This is a genomic window from Amycolatopsis sp. ATCC 39116, from assembly GCF_000231075.2.
Classification (GTDB): domain Bacteria; phylum Actinomycetota; class Actinomycetes; order Mycobacteriales; family Pseudonocardiaceae; genus Amycolatopsis_E; species Amycolatopsis_E tucumanensis.
In genome coordinates this window covers 37,860-62,421 of record NZ_AFWY03000049.1, presented here as the reverse complement: position 1 = coordinate 62,421, position 24,562 = coordinate 37,860, and the positions used below count along the sequence as shown (strand labels likewise).

Here is a 24,562-nt window from a genome sequence, read left to right as displayed (position 1 = left end):
ACCCCCAGCCGCTCCGTGGCGCACCCCCCACCGCTCCGCGGCGCAGTCCACCGCAACCACCCGCCACTCCACACCGCACCGCGCCACCGTGGGGCCCCAGCAACCAGCTCCCCCTCAGGGAACCGCCGGCGTGCCACCCGGCTGCACGGGCAACCCGGCGGCCCGCCACGCCCGAAAACCGCCCACCAGGTCCGTCGCCCGGGACAACCCCAGCCGCCGGAGGTCGGCCGCCGCCAGGCTGGACGCGTAGCCCTCGTTGCACACCAGGACCACCGGCCGGTCCGGGCGCACCCCGGGCAGCCGGTGGTCGCTCGCCGGGTCGAGGCGCCACTCCAGGTGGATCCGCTCGACCGGCACCGCGCCCGGGATCTCGCCCTCGGCCTCGCGGTAGCCGATCGGCCGGATGTCCACGATCAGCGCGCCCTCGGCCTGCAGCCGCCAGGCGTCGGCGGGCTCGGCCCGCTTCAGGGTGGCTCGCGCGGAGGCCAGCATCTCGTCGATGTTCATCAGCGCAGGATGCCCGGCAGCGGCGGGATCTCGGCGGGCACGTCAGCCAGACTGGCGTATTCGCGTGTCGGCACCAGTGGCGGCGAGTAGGCGTGGATGCTCGCCGCGGCCTCGGTGCCCGCGCCGGTCACCTGGTGCGCCCGCCCGGCGCCGAACCCGATTCCGTCGCCCGTCACATGGGTGCGCTGCCGGATCGGCCCGCCGGGGTAGCGGTACTCCTCGGACAGCTCGCCGCGCAGCACCGTGAACGACCCGGCCGCGCCGCCGTGGTCGTGCGGCTTGGTGCCCTGCCCGGGCAGCCAGGTCAACACCCACAGCTCGATCCCCTCGGTGAGGGCGAGCCGCGCCCACCACCGCTGGTCGGCGTCGAAGTGCAGGAACTCCGAGATCCGCGCACCCAGCTCCAGCGTGACGGTGCGGGTCAGGCCGGCGAGCTGGGTCGGCGTCCACAGCAGCCGCTCGGGGTGCAGCAGCTCCTCGAGCGCGGTTCCGATCAGGCGCGGGTGGATCTCGGTCGAACGCAGGACAGAAGTCACCGAAAGTCTCCAGAAGGTCGCGTGAAAGGGGACGTGGCGAGACGCGGCAGGTCAGCGACCGTGCCGCGTCGGGCTACACCCGCAGGACGCGACCAGCACCAGATCCACGGCACGGTTGCGCCAGAAGCGGCGCCGCGGGTACCGGGAGGTGCTCACGAAGCGCATCGTGCCACGAGATCCGGCTACCCGCTGTGACGTCCCACCAAGTGGTACGGGGGCGGCGGGACTCCGGCGGCGCCCGGCGGCCACAATGGGCCCGTGAGCGAGCCGAACGACCTTGACGATCTCGTGGTGCGGATGGCCGGGGTGGGGGTCCGCCGCGGCAAGAACGACCTGCTGGCCGGCCTCGACTGGTCGGTCGAGCTGGACGAGCGCTGGGTGGTGCTGGGCCCGAACGGCGCAGGCAAGACCACCCTGCTCCGGCTCGCGGCCGCCGAACTGCACCCCACCACCGGGTCGGTGCACCTGCTGGGCGAGCAGATCGGCCGCACCAACATCTTCGACCTGCGCCCGCGCATCGGCTTCACCTCCGCGGCGATCGCCTCGCGCGTGCCGGGGGACGAGAAGGTCGTCGACGTCGTGGTCAGCGCCGGGTACGCGGTGATCGGCCGCTGGCGCGAGCAGTACGACACGATGGACACCGGCCGCGCCGAGGAGCTGCTGGACGCGCTGGGCATCCGGCACCTGGCCGACCGCGAGTACGGCACGCTGTCCGAGGGCGAGCGCAAGCGCACCCTGATCGCCCGGTCGCTGATGACCGACCCGGAGCTGCTGCTGCTCGACGAGCCCGCCGCGGGTCTCGACCTGGGCGGCCGCGAGGACCTGGTCGCCCGGCTGTCCGAGCTGGCGCTCGACCCGGACGCGCCGGCCATGGTGCTCGTCACACACCACGTCGAGGAAATTCCGCCAGGCTTCACCCACGCGCTGCTGCTGCGGGAAGGCCGGGCCGTGGTCGCGGGCCTGGTCGACGACGTGCTCACCGCCGAGAACCTGTCCAAGACGTTCGACCAGGACCTCGTCCTCGAACGCTCGGGTGACCGCTTCTTCGCGCGTCGCCGGTAAGGTCAGCCCTACCAGCCGGTAGGCAAGATCAAGGAGGATGCCAGCGTGGGCGAGTTCGTACGGCTCGAGGTGGACGGCGGGATCGGCACGATCCGGCTGGAGCGGCCCCCGGTCAACGCGATCAACGGCCAGGTCACGGCCGAGCTGGCGGTGGCCGCGCAGGAGGTCACCGAGCGGTCCGACGTGCGCGCGGTGATCCTGTACGGCGGGGAGAAGACCTTCTGCGGCGGCGCGGACGTCAAGGAGATGGTCACCCGCTCCTACGTCGAGATGCGGTCGTTCGGCGCCAAGCTGCAGAGCACGGTGGCCGCGGTCGCCGCGATCCCGAAGCCGGTCGTCGCCGCGATCACCGGGTACGCGCTGGGCGGCGGGCTCGAGCTCGCGATGGGCGCGGACTACCGGATCGCCGGCGACAACGTGAAGGTCGGCCAGCCGGAGATCCTGCTCGGCATCATCCCCGGCGCGGGCGGCACGCAGCGGCTCGCGCGCCTGATCGGCCCGAGCAAGGCCAAGGACCTGGTGTTCACCGGCCGCTTCGTCAAGGCCGAGGAGGCCCTGTCGCTGGGCCTGGTCGACCAGCTGGTCGCGCCGGACGACGTCTACTCCGCGGCGCAGAAGTGGGCCGGTCAGTTCGCGAACGGCCCAGCCGTCGCGCTCGCGCAGGCCAAGGCCGCGATCGACGGCGGTCTCGACATGGACCTGGCCAGCGGCCTCAAGCTGGAGACGCAGCTGTTCACGGCGCTGTGGGCGACCGAGGACCAGACCACGGGCATGACCTCCTTCGTGGAGAACGGCCCCGGCAAGGCCACCTTCGAAGGGAAGTGACGTGACCGACCCCGCCCCGAACCCGCACGCGACCGAGGAAGAGGTCAAGGCGGCGTATTCGGACCCGAAGCTGGCCAACATCCTCTACCACGACTGGGAGGCAGGCACCTACGACGAGAAGTGGTCGATCTCGTACGACGAGCGCTGCATCTCCTACGCCACTGACGTGTTCAATGCGGTCGCGGGCGAGGAGGGCCAGCCCTACCCGACCGCGATGGAGCTGGGCAGCGGCACCGGCTTCTTCCTGCTGAACCTGATGCAGGGCGGCGTGATCAAGAAGGGTTCGGTCACCGACCTCTCGCCAGGCATGGTGCAGGTCGCGCTGCGCAACGCCGAGAACCTGGGCCTGGACGTGGACGGCCGGGTGGCCGACGCCGAGCGCATCCCCTACCCGGACAACAGCTTCGACCTGGTGGTCGGGCACGCGGTGCTGCACCACATCCCGGACGTGCCGGGCGCGCTGCGCGAGGTGCTGCGGGTGCTCAAGCCGGGCGGCCGGTTCGTGTTCGCCGGTGAGCCGACCAAGATCGGCAACTTCTACGCGCGCAAGCTCGGCCAGCTGACCTGGTGGCTGACCACCAACGTCACCAAGGTCCCGGCGCTGAGCGGCTGGCGGCGCCCGCAGGAGGAGCTGGACGAGTCCTCGCGCGCGGCGGCGCTGGAGGCCGTGGTCGACATCCACACGTTCGACCCGTCCGAGCTGGAGCGCATGGCGCTCGGCGCGGGCGCGGTCGACGTCCGCGCGGTCACCGAGGAGTTCAGCGCGGCGCTGGCCGGCTGGCCGATCCGCACGTTCGAGGCGGCGGTGCCGCAGGAGAAGCTCACGGTGCGGTGGCGGATGTTCGCCTACCAGCTGTGGCTGCGGCTGTCCGCGCTGGACAAGAAGGTGCTGTCCAAGGTGCTGCCGCGCGAGCTGTTCTACAACGTGATGATCACCGGTATCAAGCCGTAAGTGCCCTACGCGTTCACCCTCGACGACGTCGCCTTCCTCCGCTCGGAGGAAGGCGCGCGTGCGCTGGGCCAGGTCGCCGAGCTGCCGTTGACCGACCGGATCGCGGACGTCGCGGCCGTGCGCAAGCTGGCCGGTGAGCGGTTCGCCGCGGTGCTGGAGACCGTGCTGCTGCGGCGCAAGGGCAAGCTCGACCCGTCCTGGCTCTACACCGGCGACGCGCTGCAGCAGGCCAGCGTGCCGCCGGTGGCGCGGCACCGCGCGGAGCGGCTGACCGGACTCGACGTGCACGACGTGACCTGTTCGATCGGCGCCGACCTGGCCGAGCTGGCCCGGGTCGCCCGACGGTGCCTCGGCTCCGACCTGGACCCGGTGCGCCTGGCGATGGCGCGGCACAACTGCCCCGGCGTGCCGCTGGTTCAGGCCGACGCGCTGCGACCGGTCAGCCGGGACGCGGTGGTCGTGGCCGATCCGGCCCGCCGCGACTCGGCGGGCCGCCGGACCTGGCGCCCGTCGGACTTCGCGCCGCCGCTGGACGAGCTCGCCGAGGCCTACGCGGGCCGGGACCTCGTCGTGAAGTGCGCCCCCGGCCTGGATCCGGCGGCCGTGCCGTGGGCGGCGGAGATCGAGCTGGTGTCGCTCGACGGCCAGGTGCGGGAGGCCTGCGTGTGGAGCGCCGGGCTGGCGACGGCGGAGCGTCGAGCGACCGTGCTGCGCTCGGACGGTACACAGTGGACGATCACCGACCGGGACCCGTCGGACGCGGGCGCCGCCGCGCCGGGCGAGTGGATCGTCGACCCGGACGGCGCGGTGGTGCGGGCCGGCCTGGTCAAGCACTACGCGGCCCGGCACGGGCTGTGGCAGCTCGACGAGCGGATCGCCTACCTGACCGGCGATGTGCCGCCACCCGGCGTGCGGGCCTTCCGCGTCCTGGAGCACGGCCACTACCAGGAGAAATCGCTGCGTTCGCTGCTGCGGGCGCGCGGCGTCGGAAGGCTGGAGATCCTGGTCCGCGGCCTGGACATCGACCCGGACGCGCTGCGCAAGCGGCTCAAGCTCGCGGGCGACCAGGAGGCCAGCGTGGTGCTCACGCGGATCGGCCGCACGCCCCACTTCTTCCTCTGTCGCGCGGAGCGGATCCCGGGGTAGGTTCTCGGGTCGTCAACCGTTCACGAGGAGGACCCGTGTTGCGTGAGAGAATGTCCGGTTTGGTCAAATTGGCCGCCGCTGCCGCGATCGGCGCCACCGTCGCCGGGGGCGCCACCGCCGTCGCCACCTCGGGCGGCAGCCACGAGCCGGACAACCTCGGTCAGGTCAAGCTCGACGTCAAGGCCTACTACGGCGACCAGGTGGACGCGGACGGCAAGCACCACGAGTCCGACCGCAGCCAGTGGGCCGCCGACGTCCGCCGCCAGGTCGAGGGCGCCCAGCGCTACCTCGCGATCCGCCTCCAGCAGGGCGTGCGCAACCCGGCGATCGTGCTCGACATCGACGACACCTCCGAGGTCACCTACGGCTGGGAAGCCGACAACGACTTCGGCTTCGACCCGGTCAAGCAGGAGAAGGCGATCAACGACGGCGCGTTCCCGGCGATCAAGCCGACCCTCGAACTGGCGAACTGGGCCGCACAGCACGGCGTCGACGTCTACTTCCTGACCGGCCGCAAGGAGCACCAGGGCCCGGCGTCGCTGAAGAACCTGGCGAACGAGGGCTACCCGGCGCCCGCGGCGGCGTTCTTCAAGCCGGAGACCACCGCGCCGGACTACCTGGCGTGCGGCCTGACCTGCGACACCGTGCAGTACAAGTCCGGCACGCGGGCGCACATCGAAGCCACCGGCGAGACGATCGTGCTCAACCTCGGCGACCAGTACAGCGACCTCGACGGCGGGCACGCGGAGCGGCCGGTCAAGCTGCCGAACCCGATGTACTACCTGCCCTGAGGCGGGATCGCGCCGTCCTTGGCCAGCACCGGCACGGACACCTCGACCGTCTCCGGGTACTTGACGCCCGCGCCGGTGTTGAGGACGACGACCTCGTCGTCCGCGGACAGCCAGCCCGATCCGCGGAGTTCGCGGACCGCGGCGAAGCACGCGGCGCCCTCGGGGCAGACGAACGTGCCCTCGGCGCGCGCGAGGTTGCCCTGCTCGGCCAGCAGTTCCTCGTCGCTGACGGCGATCGCGGTGCCCCCGGTGGAGTAGACGGCGTCCAGCACGAGGAAGTCGCCCAGCGCCTTGGGCACCGTGATCCCGAAGGCGATCGTGCGCGCGCCGACGGCCGGTTCGGACTCGCGGGCGCCGCGCTGGAACGCGTCCACGATCGGCGCGCACCCGGTGGCCTGGACCGCGACCAGCCGCGGCAGCTTGCCGTCCGGGATCCAGCCCAGCTCACGCATCTCCAGCAGCGCCTTGTGGATGCCGATGATGCCGACCCCGCCGCCGGTCGGGTACACGATCACGTCCGGCACGCGCCAGCCGAGCTGCTCGGCGATCTCGTACCCCATCGTCTTCTTGCCCTCGATGCGGTACGGCTCCTTGAGCGTCGAGACGTCCTGGTAGCCGCCGCGTTCGGCGACGGCGTCGCGGATCAGCTTGCCGGCGTCCGAGATCAGGCCGTCGACCAGGTACAGCTCGGCGCCGCTGACCTGGCACTCCGCCCTGGTGATCGCCGGCGCGTCGACCGGCATCGCGATCAGGCTGCGCAGGCCGGCGCGCGCGGCGTAGAGGGCCCAGGCGGCGCCGGCGTTGCCGTTGGTGGGCATCGCTATCCCGGTGACGCCCAGCTCGGCGGCGCGGGACACGCCGACCGCGGCGCCGCGCGCCTTGAACGAGCCGGTCGGGACCAGGCCCTCGTCCTTCATCAGCAGGCCGGGCACGCCGACCTGCGCGCCGTAAGTGGGCAGCAGCAGCAGCGGCGTCACGCCCTCGCCGAGGGAGACCACGTTCGCGGCCGACCGGACCGGCAGGACCTCGTGGTAGCGCCACAGGGTCGGCTCGCGCCCGGCGATCTCGTCCCTGGTCACCGTGGTGGCGGCCAGGTCGTAGCGGGCGAGCAGCGGTGAGCCGCAGGTGCAGAGGCCCTGCACGCGGTCCGCGTCGTGGGTCAGGTGGCAGCGGGGGCAGTCCAGGTGGGAGAGCGCGGAGTAGGCCACGCCTCCCGTTCTACCGGACCAGGGTGTCGGTGTTGATCAGCCACTTGCCGTCGCGCTCGATCATGCCCAGGTGGTGCCGCTCGCGGGAGTGCGAGCCGCCCTTCACGAAATCGACCGTGACCTCGACGGTGCTGGCGTCGATCTGCCGTGGTCCGCCGACGATGGTGACGGAGCTGATGCTGGACCAGAAGTTGACGTAGCGGGTCTTGCCCTGGGCTTGCAGCCCCGGGCCGAGCCGCTCCCAGCCGGCGTCGGTGTTGCCCGGCATCATCGCGTAGTAGTCGCTGACGGCCTGGACCGCGGAGGCGGTGGCCGGGGTCGGGCTCGGGCTGCTGGTCGCCGTCTTGGTCACGGTGGTGACGCTGGTCGACGGCGGGGCCGGGCTGTTCGTCGCGGACGTGGGGGAAGGCGGGGCCGAGGCCTGGTCGGCGGGCGCGTCGTTGTCCCCGGTCGAGGCGGGCAGCAGGATGACGAGCGCGACGACCAGGGCGGCGACGACGGCCAGTGCGGCGCCGGCGTAGGCGAATCTTCGCCGCGACGGTCTCTGCGGCGGCACCGGGTCGACCTTGGTCGTGGCCGTCATCAAGGCGAGTTTGCCCAGCTCAGCGGCCAGTTCGGCCATCGTGGGACGGGCCTTGGGGTCGACGTCGAGCATCCGGGTGAGCACGCCGGTGAGCGGCCCGGCGTGCTCCGGCGGAGCGACGCGGCCGGCGGCGGCCGCGTAGAGCAGCGCCATCTGGTTGTCGGTGTCGCCGTAGGGCATGCGGCCCTCGACCGCGGCGTAGAGAGTGGCGCCGAGAGAGTAGACGTCGGACTCCGGGCCGGGTGTCTCGCCGCGCGCGGCCTCGGGGGAGAGGAACGCGGGGGTGCCGGCGAAGCGGCCGCTGCCGGTCAGGGTGCCGTCGTCGGCGGCCTTGGAGATGCCGAAGTCGGTGATCTTCGCGATGCCGTCCTCGCCGAGCAGGATGTTGCCCGGCTTGACGTCGCGGTGCACGATGCCGGCCGCGTGGGCCGCGGCCAGGGCGGACGCCGCGTGCGCGCCGATGCGGGCGACCTCGCCTGGCGGGAGGCTGCCGCGCTCGGCGAGGACCTCGGCCAGGCTGTGCGAGGGCAGGTACTCCATCACCAGCACGGGCTTGCCGTCGTCGTCGGCCACGTCGAACACGGTGATGGCGTGCGGGTGCTGGAGGCGGGCGGCGAGGCGGGCCTCGCGGAAGGAGCGCTTGCGGGCCTGCTCGGCCTCTTCCGGGGTGAGCCGCGGCGGTAGCAGAAGTTGTTTCACCGCAACGGTCCGGTCGAGTAGCTGATCGTTCGCTTCCCAGACGACGCCCATCGCGCCCCCGCCGATGTGACGCTGCAGCCGGTACCGGCCGGCGATCACGCGCGGGTTGTCCTGCCCCTCGGTCTCCGTCACCCCGGCAAGGCTACGGTGTCGGCTCCACACGCCGCGCGGCAAACACCTCGAAACGGTCCAGGCCACCCGCGCCGGGCGGTTGCGAACTGCCCGAACCCGCTGGCCCGGACCAATCCAGGTCGCTCTGACCTGCACTGATCCCGGCCGCTGCGCCCCGCGCCCACCCGGTCCGCCGACCGGGGAGCCGGTGACGTGCGGGACCCGGGAACCCGCCAACCGCCCGGCATCCGGCCGCCGTGTTCGGCTGCCTGGCCGCCGTGTCCGGCCGTCCGGCCAATCGCCCGGTCAACCGCCTGGCCACCCGACCCATCGCCCAGCCACCACACCCAACCGCCCACGCCCGCCCAACAGTCCAGCCGCCCGGCCAGGCGCCTGGTCAACCGCCCGGCCGTCCGGCCACCACGCCCAGCCGCCCGCCAACCGCCTGGCCACCACGTCGGCCGCCTGGCCACCACGTCTGGCCCTCCGGCCAACCACCACCCCCAGTAGCCCGGCCAACCTTCCAGCCGCGCGGCCACCACGCCCGGCCGCCCGGCCGACCGCCCAGCCGCCCGGCCAACCGCCCAGCTGCCCGCCCAACCGTCCAGCCGCCCGTCCACCACGCCCGGCCAACCGCCCACGCCGCCCGGCCAACCGCCCAGCTGCCCGCCCAACCGTCCAGCCGCCCGTCCACCACGCCCGGCCAACCGCCCACCCCCCCGGTCAACCGCCCGGCCGCCTGGCCACTAAGTCCGGCCTCATGGCCACCACGCTCCCGGCGTCCGGGCTGTTCCGTTGCCGGGAGCTCGTTGGCATGTCGCCGCCGGCTCGTGGCGGGTGGTCCATTCGTCGTTTCGCGCCCGCTTTTGGCTCGACCGGGACTTGAAGGTTCAGTGCTTTTTCCGGAACTCGCCATCGCACACGGTGATCACGGGCGCGAACGCGAAGCATCCGAACGTCGGCCGCGGCACTACCTGCAGGTGAATCAGTTGCCGATGCCGTTGCCGCGCAGGAGATCTGCCCGTGCAGGCGTGCCGCCATCCGGGTTGCGGAGGTGGACCCGAAGGCGAATGCGATGACGTCACACCGGAATTTCCGAACGCGCGGCCCCTGCGGGTGGACGCCGGGCGCGGATGAGAGGATGCTGGGCAGTGGCAGGCTTTCAGCAGCTTTGTCCATTCAGGACAGTCTCTTCGGGAGGTGCGGATGACGGCCGTGGACGCTCGCGAGGACCTGGTGCCACTGCGGACCGATTTCGACCGCACGTGGCGTGGCTACGACGCCCGTCAGGTGCAGGCGTACGTCCGCGCCGTGGAGACCGACCTGCGGATGGTGATCGCCGACCGGGACGCGGCGGCCGCCGCCGTCGAGCGGCTCGCCGCGCAGCTGGAGGACCTGCGCTCGGAGAACGACGCCCTGCGCGAGAAGATCGACCGGATCAGCCGGACGCCCATCGAGGCGGAGGGGCTGACCGAGCGGTTGCTGCGGATGGTGGAGCTGGCCGAGGACGAGGCCGCCGAGGTCACCGAGCGGGCGCGGCTGGCGGCCGAACGGAGCTGGGCGGCGGCCGAACAGGCGGCCGGCCGGCTGCGCGAACGGCACGAACGCCTGGTCGCCGAGCTGGACTTCCGGCGCAGGGAGATGGCTGAGGAGCAGGCCGAGCTGATGCGCCGCACCCAGGCCGAGGTCGACTTGATGACCCGCCAGGCGGCGCAGAGCAGGCGCAAGCTGGACGAACAGGCGGCCCGCCGCCGAGCCGAAATCGAGCGGGACTTCGAAGAGGCGATGTCCGTCCGGCGAGCCACGTCGATGCGAGCACTGGCCGAACGCGAAGCCGAGGCCACCGCAAAGGCCGACGAGCTGGTCAAGAGCGCCCAGACCAAGGCGGATGACCTGCTAAGTTCCGCCCGCGCCGAGGCCGAGAAGACGCTCACCTCGGCCCGCACCGAGGCTGATCCCCTGCTGACCTCGGCCCGCACCGAAGCCGACAAAACTCTCACCTCCGCGCAGGCCGAAGCCGACCGCCTGCTGACCTCCGCCCGCGACGAGGCGAACGAAACGCTGACCTCCGCCCGCGCGGAGGCCGAGAAGACCCTCACCTCCGCCCGCACGGAAGCGGACGAAACGCTCGCGTCCGCCCGCGCCGAGGCCGAAACCACGGTGACTTCGGCGCGGGCGGAAGCTGACAGCCTGGTCGCATCCGCCCGCGCCCAAGCAGATGACCTGCTCTCCTCGGCCCGCGCGGAAGCCGAGAAGACCCTGACCTCCGCGCGCACCGAAGCCGACCAGACAGTGGCCGCAGCACGCGCCGAGGCCGAGTCCCTCCAGGCGAAGGCCACCAAGCAGGAGGCCGACGCCCAGGCCAGGGCCGACGAGCTGGTCACCACCGCCACCACCCGAGCGGAAAAGCTCACCACCGAGGCTCAGGCCAAAGCCGAATCCCTCGTCGCCGACGCCACCGCCCAGGCCGACGCGAAGCTCGCCGACGCGACCTCCCGCGCCGATGCCCTGCTGGCCGACGCGACCAAGCGCGCGGACGCGATGGTCGCGGAGGCCACCGACCGCGCCAGCGCAATGCTCGCCTCGGCGACCGCCCGCGCCGAGGACAAGGTCACCAGAGCCAGCACCCAAGCCGAGAAGCTACTGGCCGAAGCCACCGCCGAGGCGCGCCGCCGCACCGACGAGGCCACCGCCAAGGTCGCCGAACTGGACAAGATCCGAGTCGACACGGCCAGCCGCCTCCGCGCCGTCAACACTCTCCTGGCCGAGGCAACCCCGCTCCTGGCCGAGACGGCCACGACAGAGCCCCCGACAGCCGCCGACGCCCCACCAGCAGCCCCCGTCACCAGCGGGGAGCCGCTCGACCAGCCCAAACCGGCCGCACCCGCCAACGGCAAGCCCCCGTCGGTCCCGCGCGTCGAAATCTCCGTCCCGGAACAGATCTCGGCCACGGAAAAGGCCCCGGTCGAAGTCACCCCCTGAGGGGCGCCACCCGGTCAGCTCGCCCATGCGGCAGGGACAGCACCAGCGCGACAACCTGCCGCCACCCGCCCAGCAGCAGGCTGGTACCTAGTCGCGCGCGGGGCCGCCCTCCGACTCGAGCCTGCCATACGGAGTCGCCAGCGATGCCCACCAGACAACGCCGACGACCCGTGCCCACAGCCGGTTGAAGCTGGTGGCAGCCGCGCCCTCAGCTTCGCGACCGGCTCACTCCGTCAGTTCGCCCCGGGCACTGCGCCGTGTGCCAACCTCCGCGAACGCCCGCCCAAAGACAGGCGGAAGCCACGCCTCCGGGACACGCGGCAACCTACTCGCCGCACTTGGCTGCCCCGGGAGGTCGCCCTCAGATCAGCACTCGGCCGGAACCAAGGCAAGCCACGCCTGGAGGCCGAAGACCCCGCTGACCTCACCAACACGACGCGCCTGGTACCCCGCGCGAAGCCCGAGGCCCGACGCCCCGGGCTACGTCCGCCAGCAACCTAAAGCGCCCCCGGCGCACAAGGACCATCCGCGACTTGCGCCGCGGTCACTTTCGCTGGCGGAAGCCATGCCCTGGACCCCCACTCCGTCAGCTGCCACGAGTGCCCCTGAGAGCACGCCCGTGCGACAAGCTCTCACCCCGGGCACGGCAACCACTCGCGGCTCGCCCCGGCGCGGCTGCCACTCGCGGCTCGCCCCGCGCGGCTGCCACTCGCGGCTCGCCCCGGCGCGGCATCTACTCGCGGCTCGCCCCGGCATGGCAGCCACCCGCGGCTTGCCCCAGCGCGGCAGCCGCTCGCCCGGCGCGGTATCCGCTCGCGCCCGGCAGCAGCGCAGCCCAGGGCCCGCGCCCTGGTCAGTCCCCACCAGGCGCTGATCAAGCACCGTTCGCGGCGCCACCCGCAACTCCTCGCGCGCCGTCCGGTCTGCTCGTGGCGGTGCAGCGTCAGGAACTGCTGCCCGCCCGGGACGACTGCCTCCTTTCCTGGGTCTCCCGGCGCACCCGGTCCATGTGATCGCAAACTAGCGAAACCTCGACCGCCAGCTGGGGGTATGTCTGGTCGAGGTGTTGGCCCACTCCGCTCAGCGGTGTCAGCAGCGCTGCCGCGTCGTCCTCGGCCAGCGCGCGTCGCACCTTTCCCACGCCGGGCACGCCCTTCAGCGCGCTGATCTGCCCGGCCAGCCGGCGCAGCGAGGCGGAGTTCTCGCGCGCCCACTGCATCACCGCCTTCTCCTCGGCGCGGCGGTCTCGCGTCTTCTGCACCCGTTCATCAGCTGTGTGGTCGCTGCCCACGGCATCCCGGAGCCGTAGGTAGCGACGCTCGGCCGCCTGCCTGCTGGCGACGCCGAGCGCCGGCGCCAGCTCCGCCCAGCTGACGCCCGCTTCACGCGCGGCTTCGATGAGCTGCGGCTCCCAGGCCGTCAGCTCTTCCCGTAGCGCCCGCAGCACCTCGAGTGCGGCGAGCACCCTCCTCGAGTCGTAGTCGGCGGTGGCTTCGCCGAGCACTTCCTCAACCAGTTCCAGCGCGTCGTGCAAGTTCTCGTAGGGCGGCACAACGTCATCATGCCGATGACGGACGTACTTGTCAACGGAACGATGACGCGCTATAACTGTGGTGTGCGACGTCAACGTCCGAAGTGAAAGAGACTGAAGGAGGTGGCGAGATGTTGATGCGCACCGATCCCTTCCGCGAACTCGACCGCCTGACCCAGCAGGTGTTCGGCCAGGGGTCGGGAACGTGGTCGCGCCCCGCGGCGATGCCGATGGACGCCTATCGCGCGGGCGACGAGTTCGTGGTGGTGTTCGACCTGCCCGGCGTGAACCCGGACGCGATCGAGCTGGACATCGAACGCAACGTGCTGACCGTCAAGGCGGAGCGTCGTCCCTCCGCGACGGGCGACGACGTCGAGATGCAGGTGGCCGAGCGGCCGCTCGGCGTGTTCTCCCGGCAGCTCTTCCTGGGCGACACGCTCGACACCGACCGCATCAAGGCGAGCTACGAGAGCGGCGTGCTGACGCTGAGGATCCCGGTGGCAGAGGCCGCCAAGCCGCGCAAGATCGCTATCGAGAGTGGTGAGAGCCGCAAGGAGATCACCGCCTGAGACCACTCCAGAGGGGGGTGATGCCCGGATGTCCGCGGGCGAGCGCCCGGGCATCACCCGGTTCTCTCGCCTACCTTCGCCCGATACGGTGAGTTCGTGGGACTCATCGCCGAGCTGGAAGCCGATTTCGTCACGACCAACCCTGATGTGCTGGCCGGTTACCGCTTCGACCAAGCCGGGTTCGGCACCGCCGGCGTGCCGATGGCGCTGGCACGGCCGACCGAGACCGAAGAAGTCGTAAGAATCCTGCGTGTCGCTTCCCGGCACCGGATCCCTGTCGTCCCGCAGGGTGCCCGGACGGGACTGTCAGGCGGAGCGAACGCGGTAGACGGGGCGATCCTGCTCTCGCTGGAGCGGATGACCCGCATCCTGGACATCGACGAAATCAACCACACGGCGACCGTGCAGCCGGGGGTCGTGAACGCGGTCCTGTCCCGAGCGGTCGAGGACAAGGGCCTGTTCTACCCGCCCGACCCCGGCTCGTGGGAGTCGTCGACGATCGGTGGCAACGTCGCCACCAACGCCGGTGGGCTGTGCTGCGTGAAGTACGGAGTCACCAGTGACTTCGTTCGTGAACTGGAAGTGGTGCTCGCCGACGGGCGGGTGCTGCGGACCGGCCGCCGCACCGCCAAGGGCGTCGCCGGGTACGACCTGGTGCGGCTGTTCACCGGCTCGGAGGGAACGCTCGGCGTGATCACCGAGGTCACGGTGGCGCTGCGGCCGGTCGCGGAGGCGCCGTTGACGGCGGTCGCGTTCTTCGCGGCGCCGCCCGCGGCGTGCCGGGCGGTCACGGAGTACCTGAGCAGCGGGCAGCGTCCGTCGGTGCTCGAGCTGATGGACAAGCCGACGATCGACGCGGTCGCGGCGTACCGGGACCTGGGTTTCCCGGACGACGTCGAGGCCGTGTTGATCGCCCAGTCCGATCGGGGGCCGGCGGCGTCGCGTGACCTCGAGGTGTTCGCGGAGGTCGCGCGGTCCTGCGGGGCGACCGAAGTGCTGGTGGCGAGTGACCGCGCCGAGGCGGACATGCTCATCGCAGCACGACGGTTGGCCGGGATCGCAATGGAGCAGCTCGGTGATCGGCTGGTGGACGACGTGTGCGTGCCCCGCTCGAGGCTGGCGGAGTTCTTCGAGGGCGTGACGGCCATCTCCCGCGAGCACGACGTGCTGATTCCGACGTGCGGGCACGCGGGGGACGGCAACATGCACCCCAACGTGGTCTTCGATGCGGCAGACCCGGACTCGGTGCGGCGCGGGCAGGCCGCGTTCGACGCGATCATGGCGCTCGGTCTCCGGCTGGGCGGCACGATCACCGGCGAGCACGGCGTGGGCATGCTGAAACGGGAGTGGCTGGAGACGGAACTGGGAGAGGTGGGCGTGTCCGTCCACCAAGCGGTCAAACAGGCCTTCGACCCGCTGGGAATTCTCAACCCCGGCAAGGTCGTCCGCCCGCTACCGTGAGGGGCATGGACACAGCACTGTGGCATCCGTTCTCGGACATGGCGGTCGTCCGGGAAGACGAGTTCGTCCTCGAGCGCGGCGAGGACGTGTGGGTCTACGACGCGGCAGGCAACCGTTACCTGGATGCCACGGCCAGCCTCTGGTACGCCAACGCGGGCCACGGCCGGGCGGAAATCGCCGACGCCGCCGCCGAGCAGATGCGCAAGCTCGCCGGCTACTCGATCTTCGGCGACTTCACCAACGAACCGGCCCGCGCGCTCGCCGGGCGGCTCGCCGGGCTCGCGCCGATGCCGGATGCCAAGGTCTTCCTCACCACCGGCGGTGGGGAGGCGATCGACAGTGCCGTCAAGATCGCGCGCCGCTACCACGTGGTGCAGGGGCAGCCCGAGCGGGTGCACGTCATCAGCCGGACGAACTCCTACCACGGCACCAACGGCATCGGCACCGGCGTGGCCGGCATCGAAGCCAACCGAACCGGGTTCGGCGAGATCCTGCCGTCCTCGTCGCGCGTCGCCTACGACTCGGTCGACGCGCTGCGTGACGAGATCCGGCGGGTGGGGCCGGAACGCGTCGCGGCGTTCCTGTTCGAGCCGGTCATCGGTGCCGGTGGTGTGCTCGCGCCGCCGGAGGGCTACGTGCAGGGCGTGGTCGACGTGTGCCGGGAGTACGGCGTCCTGGTCATCGCCGACGCGGTGATCTGCGGTTTCGGCCGTCTCGGCACGTGGTTCGGTGTCGAGCGGTGGGGTGTGGAGCCCGACCTGATCACCTTCGCCAAGGGGGTGACCAGCGGGTACCTGCCTCTGGGCGGGGTTGTCGTGCACGGGCGCGTCGCCGAGCCGTTCTGGGACCGGCCGGGCACGACGCTGCGGCACGGCGCCACCTACTCCGGTCATCCGGCCTGCTGCGCCGCGGCGCTGGCGAACATCGACATCCTCGAGCGGGACAACCTGTTCCAGCGGGGACAGCTGCTCGAAGGTGAGCTCGCCGCCGCGCTGCAGCCGCTGGCCGCGCACCCCCTCGTCCGGGAGGTCCGAGCAGGGGTTGGGTTGCTCGCTGCCGTCGAACTGCAGCCCGATCTGTTCGAGCGCCTGCCGTCGGCCGTGTCCGACCTCAGCCTGCTCATCCGGCAGCGCGGCGTGCTGACTCGGACGCTGGCGAAGGCGCTGGCCGTCTCGCCGCCGTTGACCATCCGACGGCCGGAGATCAGCGAGATCGCGCAGGCGTTCGCCGCCGGACTCGACGAGCTGGAGCTGAAGGCCGGGAGCTGACCCGGCGGGACCGGCACGCAGCGATCGCGATGGCAGGGCCGGCGCGGTGATCACTGCTGCGGGATCGGCGTAGGGCGATTCTTGGTAACTGGTGGGCGGGCGCTGATTCCGGTGGTGGGGCCTGCACACCGCGAGCCCAGCGTCGGAGCCTACCGAGGCGGCGTGGTCGGGACCGGCTCGTGGGGAGGTCCGGCGGGCCGAGGCCGAGCCCGGTGCCGGAGCTTGCCGTAGCGGCGTGGTCGGGACCGGCTCGTGGGGGCGGCCGGTGGGCCGAGGTCGAGTCGGCGGGCGGAGGTCGAACCCGGTGGGCGGAGGTCGGGTCGGCGGGCCGAGGTCAAGCCCGGTGGGCCGAGGTCGAGTCGGCGGGCGGAGGTCGAACCCGGTGGGCGGAGGTCGGGTCGGCGGGCCGAGGTCAAGCCCGGTGGGCCGAGGTCGAGTCGGCGGGCCGAGGTCGAGTCGGCGGGCCGAGGTCGAGCCCGGCGGAGCGGGGGTGCCGGCGAGCTGTGGCGACATGGGCCGCCGGGTGTCGGAAGGCCGCCCGGCTGCCGTGGTTGTCGTGAGCGTGACGGGGCGACCCCCAGCCGCCCCCGTCACGACTCGGCCATGGTCAGCTTGCGTATGGGCGGACGCGCCGTGCGTCTCGCAGGGCGTGTGCCCACCATGCGAGCTGGTCGAGCAGCGCCTTCGCTGCTGCCGTCGGGCCGTCGGGGTCGATCAGCTCGCCCTGGTCGTCGAACTGGCTCCAGGCGCCGTGGAAACTCACTGTCTCCCGGATGGTCGCCGCGTGCAGCTCGGCGAAGACGGGGCGCAGGTGCTCCACCGCACGCAATCCGCCGGACAACCCGCCGTACGACACGAACGCCACCGGCTTCGCCTGCCACTGCGTGCCGTGCCAGTCCAGCAGAGTCTTCAGCGATGCCGGGTAGCTGTGGTTGTACTCCGGTGTCACCATGACGAACGCGTCCGCCTTCTCCAAGCGCTCGCTGACCGCCGCCACCTCGGGAGTCGGCCGGCCGGACAGGGCGGCGGGGAGATTCGCGTCGGCCAGGTCGATCACGTCGACCCGGAACTCGCCGTGCTCGGCCGCCTGCCTGGCGAACCACTGCGCCACCACCGGGCCGAACCGGCCGTCCCGGGTGCTTCCGACGATCACCGCAACATCAAGAGGTTCCATGCGGACCAGGATGTAACCTCGACATTACTAGAGGTCAAGAACTTCTGATCAGCGGTTATGTGCGGTCAAACTTCGAGAGTCGGTGGAGTGGTGGTACCGAAGGGGTGCGGGCCACTGACCGTTGGGCGCTGGGGTGGCGGCGCGCGCTGACGGGGGTGCGAGACCACGCCGGCACGCGGCCGAGGGAGCGCCGGTGCTCGGCGGGGTGCTGCCGTGGCGGCTGGCGCGTAGGGAGGGTTGGTTGGGCGCCGGTGATCGTCAGGTGTTGCCGCACCGGCGCGGGAGCCTGTGGAGTGTTGGTTGGGCGTCGGTGGCTGGCGAGTGTTGGCGTGTCGGGACGTGTTCGCGTGGAGTGTCGGCCAGGTGACGGTGGTCGGCACGTCTTGCCGTGCCGGCGTGTGGCTGCGGGGAGCGCCGGTGCTCGGCGGGGTGCTGCCGTGGCGGCTGGCGCGTAGGTGGTTGGGCGCCGGTGGCGGCCGGTGTTGCCTCCACCGGCGCGTGGCCGTGGGGCGCCTTGATCAGGCGCCGGTGATCAGGAGGTGTTGCCGCCGGTGCCGGGGGTTTGATGCCTCGTCCACCAGGGCGATCGCGAAGTCCGCGTAGGACACGCGCGCCTCCGGGTCGCCGGCGGCCGCCACCCGGTATGAGCCGGTGCGGTCGCCCTCGTGGTCGAAGTCTCCCGCGGGGCTCACGTAGAGCCAGTCCAGGTCGCTGGCGCGCAACAGGTCCAGGCCGACGGCGTGCGCTGCGATGAACGGGCGGAACTCTGCCGGGAAACCGGGGGCATCTTTCAGCGGCCGGCCCGCCGCGTCCGGCGCCAGTGACGACAGGCCGACGACGATCACCCGCGCCGCGCCGGACGCGGCCAGTGCGCGTCCCGACGAGGTGAAGAATGCTTGCGGGTCGGTGCCCGCCCCGTAGACCGCGGCCGCTGAGATCACCGCGTCCTGGTCCTTCACCAGCGAGGCCACCGAATTCGCGTCCGTGACGTCGCCGGCCACCAGCTCGACCCCGTCTGGCGCCCGGTGCTTCGCTGGGTCGCGCACCACCGCCGTCACCTCGTGCCCGCGCCGCGCGGCCTCCGCGACCGCCTGCCGTCCCGCGCGCCCGCCGGCGCCGAAAATCACGATTCTGCTCATGGCGAGACCGTAGCCAGCGTCCCGGTTTCCTCTCGGATACCGATTACCGTGGCAGTATGCGCGAACCCCTGCCACCGGACATGTTCGACGAGCTCTGCCCGTCGGGCCTGACGCCGATCCGCTTCGGCGACAAGTGGGCCCCGCTGGTGATCGCGTGCCTCGAGCACGGTCCACGGCGCTTCTCCGAATTGCGGGTGCCCCTGCGACGGGGCACCCCGAAAGGGCTGACGAAATCGCTGCGCCGCCTTGAACGCGACGGGCTCGTCCGCCGCGCCAGCCACCCCGGCACGCCGCCGCGCGTCGAGTACGAGCTCACGGCCCTGGGGCGCAGCATGCTGGAGCCGATGAAGGTGGTGTGCGCCTGGGTCGGCGAGCACTGGGAGGAACTGCTCGACGCGCGCGAGGCCTACGACGATCGGCTGTGCGAGGCGCGGTGAATGTCCGATGTGGACTTACAGGTGGGCGGCAGTTCCGGCGGTGGGGCTGCTGCGGCTGTTGTGGTGATGGGGATTGGCGGGTGGGCGGCGGTTCCGGGGGTGGGTGTTGTGGTGATGGGAATGGCCGGTGGTTGGGCAGGCGGGCGGCGATTCCAGGGGCAGGGGCGCGCGGGCTGTGGTGAAGGGAGCGGTTGGTCAGGGTGGGTGGTGGTTTGTCGGCGGTAGGGCAGCTGTTGGCGTTGTGGTGGATGGAATGGCGGCGGTTGGCCGGGCGTGGTGACGGGGCGGCCGCTTGGGGCTGTTGTGGATGGAGCGGCCAACGGTCGGACAGGTGGGCGGCGATTCCGGGGCAGGAGCGCTGCCGGTGCCGCGGTGGATGGGCAGCGCGGACAACGAGTGGGGCGGCGCTGATCTGCCACGAGACGTGACCGATCGGCGCCGCCATCATCAGACCAGCCGGGCCGCTACCCGGGCGCGTGTCAGGCCAGCCGACCCGCCACCTGGGCGCGTGTCAGGCCAGCCGACCCGCCACCCGGGCGCGTGTCAGACCAGCCGGGTCGTCACCCGGGTGCGTGTCAGGCCAGCCGGGCCGCTACCCGGGCTCGTGCTTCCCGCAGCGGGGTGGTTTCCTTGTCCCGCGCGGAAGCCAGCACCTCGGACACCGTGGTGCCGATCGCCTCCACGCGGGCGGTCGCTTCCTCGTGTGGCAGGCCTTCCACCTCGCGCAGCAGCGTGTCCACCGCGCCGCCCGCGCTGGCGATGAAGTCCGGCACCCACACGATTCCCCGCGCGGCCAGGTCGTCCGCGACCGTCTCGGACGTGAGCTGGTTGTTCGCCGGGCCGACGATCAGCGGCGCGGACAGCTCGGGCACCAGCTCAGCGGACAGCACGCCACCCACCGCGGCCGGCACCACGATGTCCGCGGGCGTGCGCAGCGCCTTCTCCGGATCCACCCACTCGTAGCCGGAAGCGCGCTTCGCCGGGTCCACATCGGACACGACCACCCGCGCGCCCGCCGCCGCCACGTGTTGCGCCACCAGCGCGCCCACCGAGCCCAGCCCGCTGATCACCACGGTGCGGCCGGTCAGTTCGGCGCTGCCGAACACGTGCCGCGCCCCGGCCCGCAGCGCCGCGAACACCCCCAGTGCGGTCGGGATGCTCGACGAACCCGTCCCGCCGTGCTCCGGCGGCAGGCAGAACACCCGCGACGTCGAGCGCCGCACCACCACCATGTCGTCCGGACCCGTCCCGACGTCCGGGCCGCCGAAGTACGTGCCCCCGAACGACTCGATCAGCTCGCCCACGTCGAGCAGCGCCGCCTCCCGCAGCGACGGCGTCAGCTCCGTCCCCGGCCCGAGCGCGATCACCGTCTTCCCACCGCCGAAATCCAGCCCGGCGGCCGCGTTCTTGTCGGTCATCGCCTCGGACAGGCGCAACGCGTCCGCCAGGCCGTCCCGCCAGTCCGGGTACCGGCGCAGCCGGATGCCGCCGGCCGCGGGGCCGAGCGCACGGGAGTGGATCGCGACGACGACCGGCAGCCCCGAGCGGGGACCGCGCCGGACTTTCACCTCTTCATGCTCCATGCGCGAAAAGCTAGGCTGATGCACAACCACGAAGCGCCGCCGCCGAACGATATTCGGCACGACCATCGGAGCTGCGAACATGGATGAACTTGATTCGGCGATCGTGCGGCTTCTGCAGGAGGATGCGCGGCAGTCGAACCGGGACATCGCGCGCAAGGTCGGCATCGCGCCGTCGACCTGTCTGGAACGGATCCGCCTGCTGCGCAAGCGCGGCGTGATCCGCGGCTACCACGCCGACATCGACCTCGGCGCCCTCAACCGCGGCGTGCAGGCGATCGTCGCGGCGCAGATCCGGCCGCTGACGCGGGACGTGGTGGACGCGTTCGAACGCTCGCTCGCCGAGCTGCCCGAGGTCATCTCGGTCTTCACGATCGCGGGCAGCGACGACTTCCTCGTGCACGTCACCGCGCAGGACATCGACCACCTGCACGCGTTCCTGCTCGAGCGGTTCACCAGCCGCAGGGAGATGGTCACGTTCCGGACGTCGATCATCTACCAGCACCACAGCAAGCAGGTGCTGGACCCGCTACCCGGTCACTGATCGGGGTGCAGCGCGGCGAACACCGACGGCCAGTCCGGCCGCGGCGAGTCCTCGTCGTCGTACAGCTCGAACGTCTTGCCCGACGCCGACGGGTCGAACAACGCGGCCACGACGGCGTCGGCCACCGCGTCGCGCGAGACCCGGCCCTCGCCGGTGTCGCCCTGCTCGACGCGCACCCCGGCGGCGGGCAGGTCGTGCAGCCAGCTCGGCCGCACGATCGTGTACTGCGCGCCGCTCTCCCGCAGCGCCTGCTCGCCCCTGGCGCGGGCCTCGATGCGCGCGCTCATCTCCGGGTGCTCCGCCGGCCGCGTCAGGTAGATCTGGGACACCAGCACCACCGGGATGTCCTCGCGCGCCGCGATTTCCGCGATCGCCGAGACGCCGCCGTGCATCGCGGCCTCCGCCGCGTCCGGCTCCTTCGGCGGCTCCGCGACGATCACGACCCCCTCGGCGCCGGCGAAGAGCGCCGGGTCCGGTTTCGCCGTCAGGTCCAGCGGGGGCTCCGAACTCCGGCTCGCCACCACCACCCGGTGACCGCCGCTCGCGAGCCGTTCCCCGATCCGGCGGCCGGTCCGCCCGGCGCCGCCGACCACGACGAAGGTGCTCATGGCTGCCTCCCGGCTCTCTCGGAGGGCACCAGGATGGACCCGCCCGCGATCATGGTCAATGGGTGGTGACTCAACCGTTCCCGCAGCGCGGCCGCCGCTTCTTCGGCGCCGAGCTCCGACCAGATCTCCAGCGATCGCCGGAACAGGCCGTGAGCCTCGCGCACCTGTCCGAGCCGTTCGTGCAACTCGCCAAGCAGCTGCCCCGCTTCGGCCTCGGACCGCCGGTCGCCGTCGCGCCGGTGCACCGACAGCGAGTTCACCAGCAGGAGCTTCGCGTGCGCGAGGTCGCCGCTGCGCAGGCACAGCTCCCCGAGGCTCTGGTGCGCGTAGCCCACGCAGTGGTCGTCGCCCAGCTCGCCGAAGATCGCGATCGCCCGGTCCAGCTCCTCGCGGGCCCGTCCGAGGTTGCCGCGTTGCTGGTGCAGCAACGCCATCCGGTGCCGGGCGTGCGCCTCGCGGTGCCGGTCACCGATCTCGACACACGCCTCACGCGCGTCGGTGAACCAGCGCTCGGCCGTCGCGTGGCAGCCCCGCGCCAGCCACACCGAGCCGATCGCGATCCGCACCACCGCCTCGCCATGCCGGTCGCCACTGCGGATGAACAGCTCCAGCGCGTCGTGGCAGTGCGAAAGTGCCATCTCGTGCTCGCCCGCGACGCGCCGGATCGTGCTCAACCCGGCCAGCGCGACGGCCGCGCCCTGGTCGTCGCCGATGCTCCGGAACAACGCCAGCGACCGCTCGAACGCCTCGCGCGCGGCGGTGTAGTCGTCCTGGTAGACCTCGAGCTGCCCGAGGTTGCGCAGCACCAGCGCCTGCCCGCGCGGCTCGCCCGCCCGCTCGGCCGCGCCCAGCGCCAGTTCGTGCGTGCGGCGCCAGTCCTCGTGGTGCCCGCGCAGGTCGAAGTACGGGGTGAACGCCGCCGCCAGCCGCCACGCCAGCGCGTCGAGACCGTGGGCCACCGCCAGTTCGACGAGCGGCGCCGGTCGCTCGCCCGCGAACCACGCCACCGGATCGTCCAGCTGGTCCGGGCGCCACCAGTCCGCCGACCTCGGCTCCGGCGCGGCGCCGAAGAAGCGGACCGGCATCCGCTCCGCCGCCTCAGTGGCGAGCGAGAGGTACCCCTCGACCACACGGCGGACGCCGTCCGGATCCGGCTCCCCGAGTTCCCGCGCGTAGCAGCGCACCAGGTCGTGCAGCCGGTACCGGGGCTGGTCGCCGACCAGCTCGACCAGGTGCGCGTCGACCAGCACGTCCAGCACGTCGTCCGCGTGCTCCCGCCCGAGCAGCGCCCCGACCACCCAGCCGGGGAACGGCAGCGGCCCGAGCCCGCCCAGCGCGCGGAACGCCCGGGCGCAGCTGCCGGGCAGCTGGTCGTGGCTCAGCGCGAGGCTCGCCCGCACCGCCAGGTCGCCGACCCGCAGCTCGTCCAAGCGACGGCGCTCGTCGGCCAACCGGGCGGCAAGCGCGCGGAGTGTCCATTCGCGATGGTGGGAAAGCCGTGCTCCGGCGATGCGGATCGCCAGTGGCAACCGGCCGCACGCCTCGACGATCCCGGCCGCCGCCTCGGGTTCGGCCGCCACCCGGCCGGCCCCGGCGATCCGGCCCAGCAGCTCCGTGGCCTCCGCGGCCGTCAGCACGCCGACGTCGACGTGCCGGGCGACGGTGAGGTCGGGCAGCCTGCCCCGGCTGGTCACCAGCACCGCGGCCGCGCCCGCGCCGGGCAGCAGCGGCCGCACCTGCGCGGCGCTGCCCGCGTCGTCGAGCACCACGCACACCCGCCGTCCCACCAGCCGCGACCGCAGCAATGCCGACCGCTCGTCGAGCCCGCGCGGGATCCCCGCGTCCGGCACGCCGAGCGCGTGTAGCAGTTCGGCCAGCACGTCCAGCGGCCGCCGCGGCGAGTCCGACGTGCCACGCAGGTCCACGTACAGCTGGCCGTCGGGGTAGCGGTCGCGCACGGCGTGGGCGGCGTGCACGGCCAGCGCCGACTTCCCCGCGCCGGGCGGCCCGGACAGCACCACGACGGCGGGGTGCTCGCCGTCCATCAAGCCGGTCAGCTCCGCGAGCCCCGTCTCGCGGCCGGTGAAGTCGAACAGGTCCAGCGGCAGCTGGCACACCGGCGCCGGCGCGTCCAGTTCGGCCGCCGCCTGCCGCAGCCGCACGCCCGGCTCGGCATCCAGCTCCGCGCGCAGCACGCGCTCGGCTTCGGCGTACGCGGCCAGCGCCTCACCCTGTCGCCCGCTCGCGCCCAGCGCGACGACGAGCAGCCGCCACAGCTCCTCCCGCAACGGCTGTTCGGCCAGCAGGCCACGCAGTTCCACGATCGCCTCGGCGTGCCGCCCGGCCGAGACGTGGAACCGCAACCGTTCCTCCTGCACCGACAACCGCAGCTCGCTCAGCCGCGCGACGGCGGACGACCAGGTGTGGTGGTGCGGCAGGTCTTCCAGCACCTCGCCGCGCCACAGCGCGGCCGCCCGGTCGAGCAGCGACGGCGCCTCTTCGGCACGCGCCCGCGCCACGAGCCGCTCGGCGAGCGTCGCGTCCAGCTCGTCCGGCCCGGCGTGCAGCTGGTACCCGCCCGGGCCGCTTTCGATGCGGTCGCCGAGCACGCGGCGCAGGCCGTGCACATAGGTGCGCAGGTTCGCGGCGGCGGACCGCGGCGCGCGCCCCGGCCACAGCACGTCCGTCAGCGCGTCGGCGGACACCACGACGCCGGGCTGGAGCAGCAGGGCGGCCAGCAGCAGGCGCGGTTTCGGGCCGCCGAGCGGCACGCGACGGCCCCCGGCCTCCGCTTCGAGCGGTCCCAGGATGCGGAAGAACACCAACGGCATCGCCCCCGACCGGAAAAA

21 protein-coding genes are annotated in these 24,562 nt (G+C 72.4%); 11 read left to right on the top strand and 10 right to left on the bottom strand.

The annotated features are described in order from the left end of the window. Positions 1–114: 114 nt before the first annotated feature. Complete coding sequence (locus tag AMY39116_RS0333345) at positions 115–507, bottom strand: rhodanese-like domain-containing protein (protein ID WP_020421935.1); 393 nt, start codon at positions 505–507, stop codon at positions 115–117. Beyond that, on the bottom strand, positions 507–1,043 hold the full coding sequence (locus AMY39116_RS0333340) for a cysteine dioxygenase family protein (RefSeq protein WP_020421934.1): 537 nt from the start codon (positions 1,041–1,043) through the stop codon (positions 507–509). The genes AMY39116_RS0333345 and AMY39116_RS0333340 overlap by 1 nt, the downstream gene beginning before the upstream one ends. A gap of 297 nt (positions 1,044–1,340) precedes the next feature. Between AMY39116_RS0333340 and AMY39116_RS0333335 the strand changes: the two genes are divergently transcribed. The 5 genes from AMY39116_RS0333335 to AMY39116_RS0333315 are packed head-to-tail and all read left to right on the top strand — an operon-like array spanning position 1,341 to position 5,819. Then, positions 1,341–2,105 carry an ABC transporter ATP-binding protein gene (locus AMY39116_RS0333335; RefSeq protein ID WP_051123649.1) on the top strand — a complete coding sequence of 255 codons (765 nt, stop codon included), beginning with the start codon at positions 1,341–1,343 and terminating at the stop codon, positions 2,103–2,105. 45 nt (positions 2,106–2,150) lie between these two features. Beyond that, entirely contained in the window at positions 2,151–2,930 is a 780-nt protein-coding gene (locus AMY39116_RS0333330) for an enoyl-CoA hydratase/isomerase family protein (RefSeq protein WP_020421932.1), read from the top strand. Position 2,931: 1 nt separating this feature from the next. Further along, a complete protein-coding gene (locus tag AMY39116_RS0333325) occupies positions 2,932–3,882 on the top strand; it encodes a class I SAM-dependent methyltransferase (protein WP_020421931.1) in 951 nt (316 codons plus the stop codon). Further along, positions 3,883–5,028 (top strand): hypothetical protein, encoded by a 1,146-nt coding sequence (locus tag AMY39116_RS0333320; protein ID WP_020421930.1) that lies wholly within the window; start codon positions 3,883–3,885, stop codon positions 5,026–5,028. A 50-nt stretch (positions 5,029–5,078) separates the two neighbouring features. After that, entirely contained in the window at positions 5,079–5,819 is a 741-nt protein-coding gene (locus AMY39116_RS0333315) for an HAD family acid phosphatase (protein WP_020421929.1), read from the top strand. On the opposite strand, the gene AMY39116_RS0333310 is transcribed toward AMY39116_RS0333315, so the two are convergent. Both AMY39116_RS0333310 and AMY39116_RS0333305 read right to left on the bottom strand, forming a co-directional pair. Beyond that, a complete protein-coding gene (locus AMY39116_RS0333310) occupies positions 5,807–7,027 on the bottom strand; it encodes a threonine synthase (RefSeq protein WP_020421928.1) in 1,221 nt (406 codons plus the stop codon). The genes AMY39116_RS0333315 and AMY39116_RS0333310 overlap by 13 nt on opposite strands. A gap of 10 nt (positions 7,028–7,037) precedes the next feature. Next, positions 7,038–8,441, bottom strand: a complete 1,404-nt coding sequence (locus AMY39116_RS0333305; protein ID WP_020421927.1) for a serine/threonine-protein kinase — start codon at positions 8,439–8,441, stop codon at positions 7,038–7,040. Positions 8,442–9,626: 1,185 nt separating this feature from the next. Here AMY39116_RS0333305 and AMY39116_RS44895 point away from each other — a divergent pair. After that, entirely contained in the window at positions 9,627–11,402 is a 1,776-nt protein-coding gene (locus AMY39116_RS44895; protein ID WP_051123648.1) for a DivIVA domain-containing protein, read from the top strand. Positions 11,403–12,345: 943 nt separating this feature from the next. Here the strand turns inward: AMY39116_RS44895 and AMY39116_RS0333290 are convergent. Further along, the gene (locus AMY39116_RS0333290) at positions 12,346–12,954 is read right to left on the bottom strand and encodes a hypothetical protein (RefSeq protein ID WP_020421926.1); all 609 of its coding nucleotides are present in this window, start codon (positions 12,952–12,954) and stop codon (positions 12,346–12,348) included. A gap of 110 nt (positions 12,955–13,064) precedes the next feature. Between AMY39116_RS0333290 and AMY39116_RS0333285 the strand changes: the two genes are divergently transcribed. From AMY39116_RS0333285 to AMY39116_RS0333275, 3 genes are all read left to right on the top strand, one after another. Continuing rightward, complete coding sequence (locus AMY39116_RS0333285; protein WP_020421925.1) at positions 13,065–13,502, top strand: Hsp20/alpha crystallin family protein; 438 nt, start codon at positions 13,065–13,067, stop codon at positions 13,500–13,502. Between the two features lie 96 nt (positions 13,503–13,598). After that, positions 13,599–14,963: an FAD-binding oxidoreductase gene (locus AMY39116_RS0333280; RefSeq protein WP_020421924.1), complete on the top strand. Its 1,365-nt coding sequence runs from the start codon at positions 13,599–13,601 to the stop codon at positions 14,961–14,963. Positions 14,964–14,968: 5 nt separating this feature from the next. Then, on the top strand, positions 14,969–16,231 hold the full coding sequence (locus AMY39116_RS0333275; RefSeq protein ID WP_027936444.1) for an aspartate aminotransferase family protein: 1,263 nt from the start codon (positions 14,969–14,971) through the stop codon (positions 16,229–16,231). Between the two features lie 607 nt (positions 16,232–16,838). Here the strand turns inward: AMY39116_RS0333275 and AMY39116_RS0333270 are convergent. Together AMY39116_RS0333270 and AMY39116_RS0333265 are read right to left on the bottom strand one after the other, a co-directional pair. Further along, entirely contained in the window at positions 16,839–17,405 is a 567-nt protein-coding gene (locus AMY39116_RS0333270; protein ID WP_039791897.1) for an NADPH-dependent FMN reductase, read from the bottom strand. Between the two features lie 518 nt (positions 17,406–17,923). Further along, positions 17,924–18,544: an NAD(P)-dependent oxidoreductase gene (locus tag AMY39116_RS0333265; protein WP_020421921.1), complete on the bottom strand. Its 621-nt coding sequence runs from the start codon at positions 18,542–18,544 to the stop codon at positions 17,924–17,926. 56 nt (positions 18,545–18,600) lie between these two features. Between AMY39116_RS0333265 and AMY39116_RS0333260 the strand changes: the two genes are divergently transcribed. Next, positions 18,601–18,981, top strand: a complete 381-nt coding sequence (locus AMY39116_RS0333260) for a helix-turn-helix domain-containing protein (protein WP_020421920.1) — start codon at positions 18,601–18,603, stop codon at positions 18,979–18,981. Positions 18,982–19,556: 575 nt separating this feature from the next. On the opposite strand, the gene AMY39116_RS0333255 is transcribed toward AMY39116_RS0333260, so the two are convergent. Beyond that, positions 19,557–20,564, bottom strand: a complete 1,008-nt coding sequence (locus AMY39116_RS0333255; protein WP_039791896.1) for a Glu/Leu/Phe/Val dehydrogenase dimerization domain-containing protein — start codon at positions 20,562–20,564, stop codon at positions 19,557–19,559. A 79-nt stretch (positions 20,565–20,643) separates the two neighbouring features. On the opposite strand from AMY39116_RS0333255, the gene AMY39116_RS0333250 reads away from it, so the two are divergent. Then, on the top strand, positions 20,644–21,105 hold the full coding sequence (locus AMY39116_RS0333250) for an Lrp/AsnC family transcriptional regulator (protein ID WP_020421918.1): 462 nt from the start codon (positions 20,644–20,646) through the stop codon (positions 21,103–21,105). Here AMY39116_RS0333250 and AMY39116_RS44040 read toward each other — a convergent pair. Together AMY39116_RS44040 and AMY39116_RS44035 are read right to left on the bottom strand one after the other, a co-directional pair. Further along, positions 21,099–21,713 carry an SDR family oxidoreductase gene (locus tag AMY39116_RS44040; RefSeq protein ID WP_039791895.1) on the bottom strand — a complete coding sequence of 205 codons (615 nt, stop codon included), beginning with the start codon at positions 21,711–21,713 and terminating at the stop codon, positions 21,099–21,101. The genes AMY39116_RS0333250 and AMY39116_RS44040 overlap by 7 nt on opposite strands. After that, positions 21,710–24,544 carry a BTAD domain-containing putative transcriptional regulator gene (locus tag AMY39116_RS44035; protein ID WP_020421917.1) on the bottom strand — a complete coding sequence of 945 codons (2,835 nt, stop codon included), beginning with the start codon at positions 24,542–24,544 and terminating at the stop codon, positions 21,710–21,712. Before AMY39116_RS44035 ends, AMY39116_RS44040 begins: the two co-directional genes overlap by 4 nt. Positions 24,545–24,562: the final 18 nt, after the last annotated feature.

Bases quoted from the DNA above. Each gene is read 5' to 3' on its own strand.
- AMY39116_RS0333345 (WP_020421935.1), bottom strand. From the start codon at position 507: ATGAACATCGACGAGATGCTGGCCTCCGCGCGAGCCACCCTGAAGCGG.
- AMY39116_RS0333335 (WP_051123649.1), top strand. From the start codon at position 1,341: ATGGCCGGGGTGGGGGTCCGCCGCGGCAAGAACGACCTGCTGGCCGGC.
- AMY39116_RS0333315 (WP_020421929.1), top strand. From the start codon at position 5,079: ATGTCCGGTTTGGTCAAATTGGCCGCCGCTGCCGCGATCGGCGCCACC.
- AMY39116_RS44895 (WP_051123648.1), top strand. From the start codon at position 9,627: ATGACGGCCGTGGACGCTCGCGAGGACCTGGTGCCACTGCGGACCGAT.
- AMY39116_RS0333285 (WP_020421925.1), top strand. From the start codon at position 13,065: ATGTTGATGCGCACCGATCCCTTCCGCGAACTCGACCGCCTGACCCAG.
- AMY39116_RS0333275 (WP_027936444.1), top strand. From the start codon at position 14,969: ATGGACACAGCACTGTGGCATCCGTTCTCGGACATGGCGGTCGTCCGG.
- AMY39116_RS0333270 (WP_039791897.1), bottom strand. From the start codon at position 17,405: ATGGAACCTCTTGATGTTGCGGTGATCGTCGGAAGCACCCGGGACGGC.
- AMY39116_RS0333265 (WP_020421921.1), bottom strand. From the start codon at position 18,544: ATGAGCAGAATCGTGATTTTCGGCGCCGGCGGGCGCGCGGGACGGCAG.
- AMY39116_RS0333260 (WP_020421920.1), top strand. From the start codon at position 18,601: ATGCGCGAACCCCTGCCACCGGACATGTTCGACGAGCTCTGCCCGTCG.
- AMY39116_RS0333255 (WP_039791896.1), bottom strand. From the start codon at position 20,564: ATGGAGCATGAAGAGGTGAAAGTCCGGCGCGGTCCCCGCTCGGGGCTG.
- AMY39116_RS0333250 (WP_020421918.1), top strand. From the start codon at position 20,644: ATGGATGAACTTGATTCGGCGATCGTGCGGCTTCTGCAGGAGGATGCG.
- AMY39116_RS44040 (WP_039791895.1), bottom strand. From the start codon at position 21,713: ATGAGCACCTTCGTCGTGGTCGGCGGCGCCGGGCGGACCGGCCGCCGG.
- AMY39116_RS44035 (WP_020421917.1), bottom strand. From the start codon at position 24,544: ATGCCGTTGGTGTTCTTCCGCATCCTGGGACCGCTCGAAGCGGAGGCC.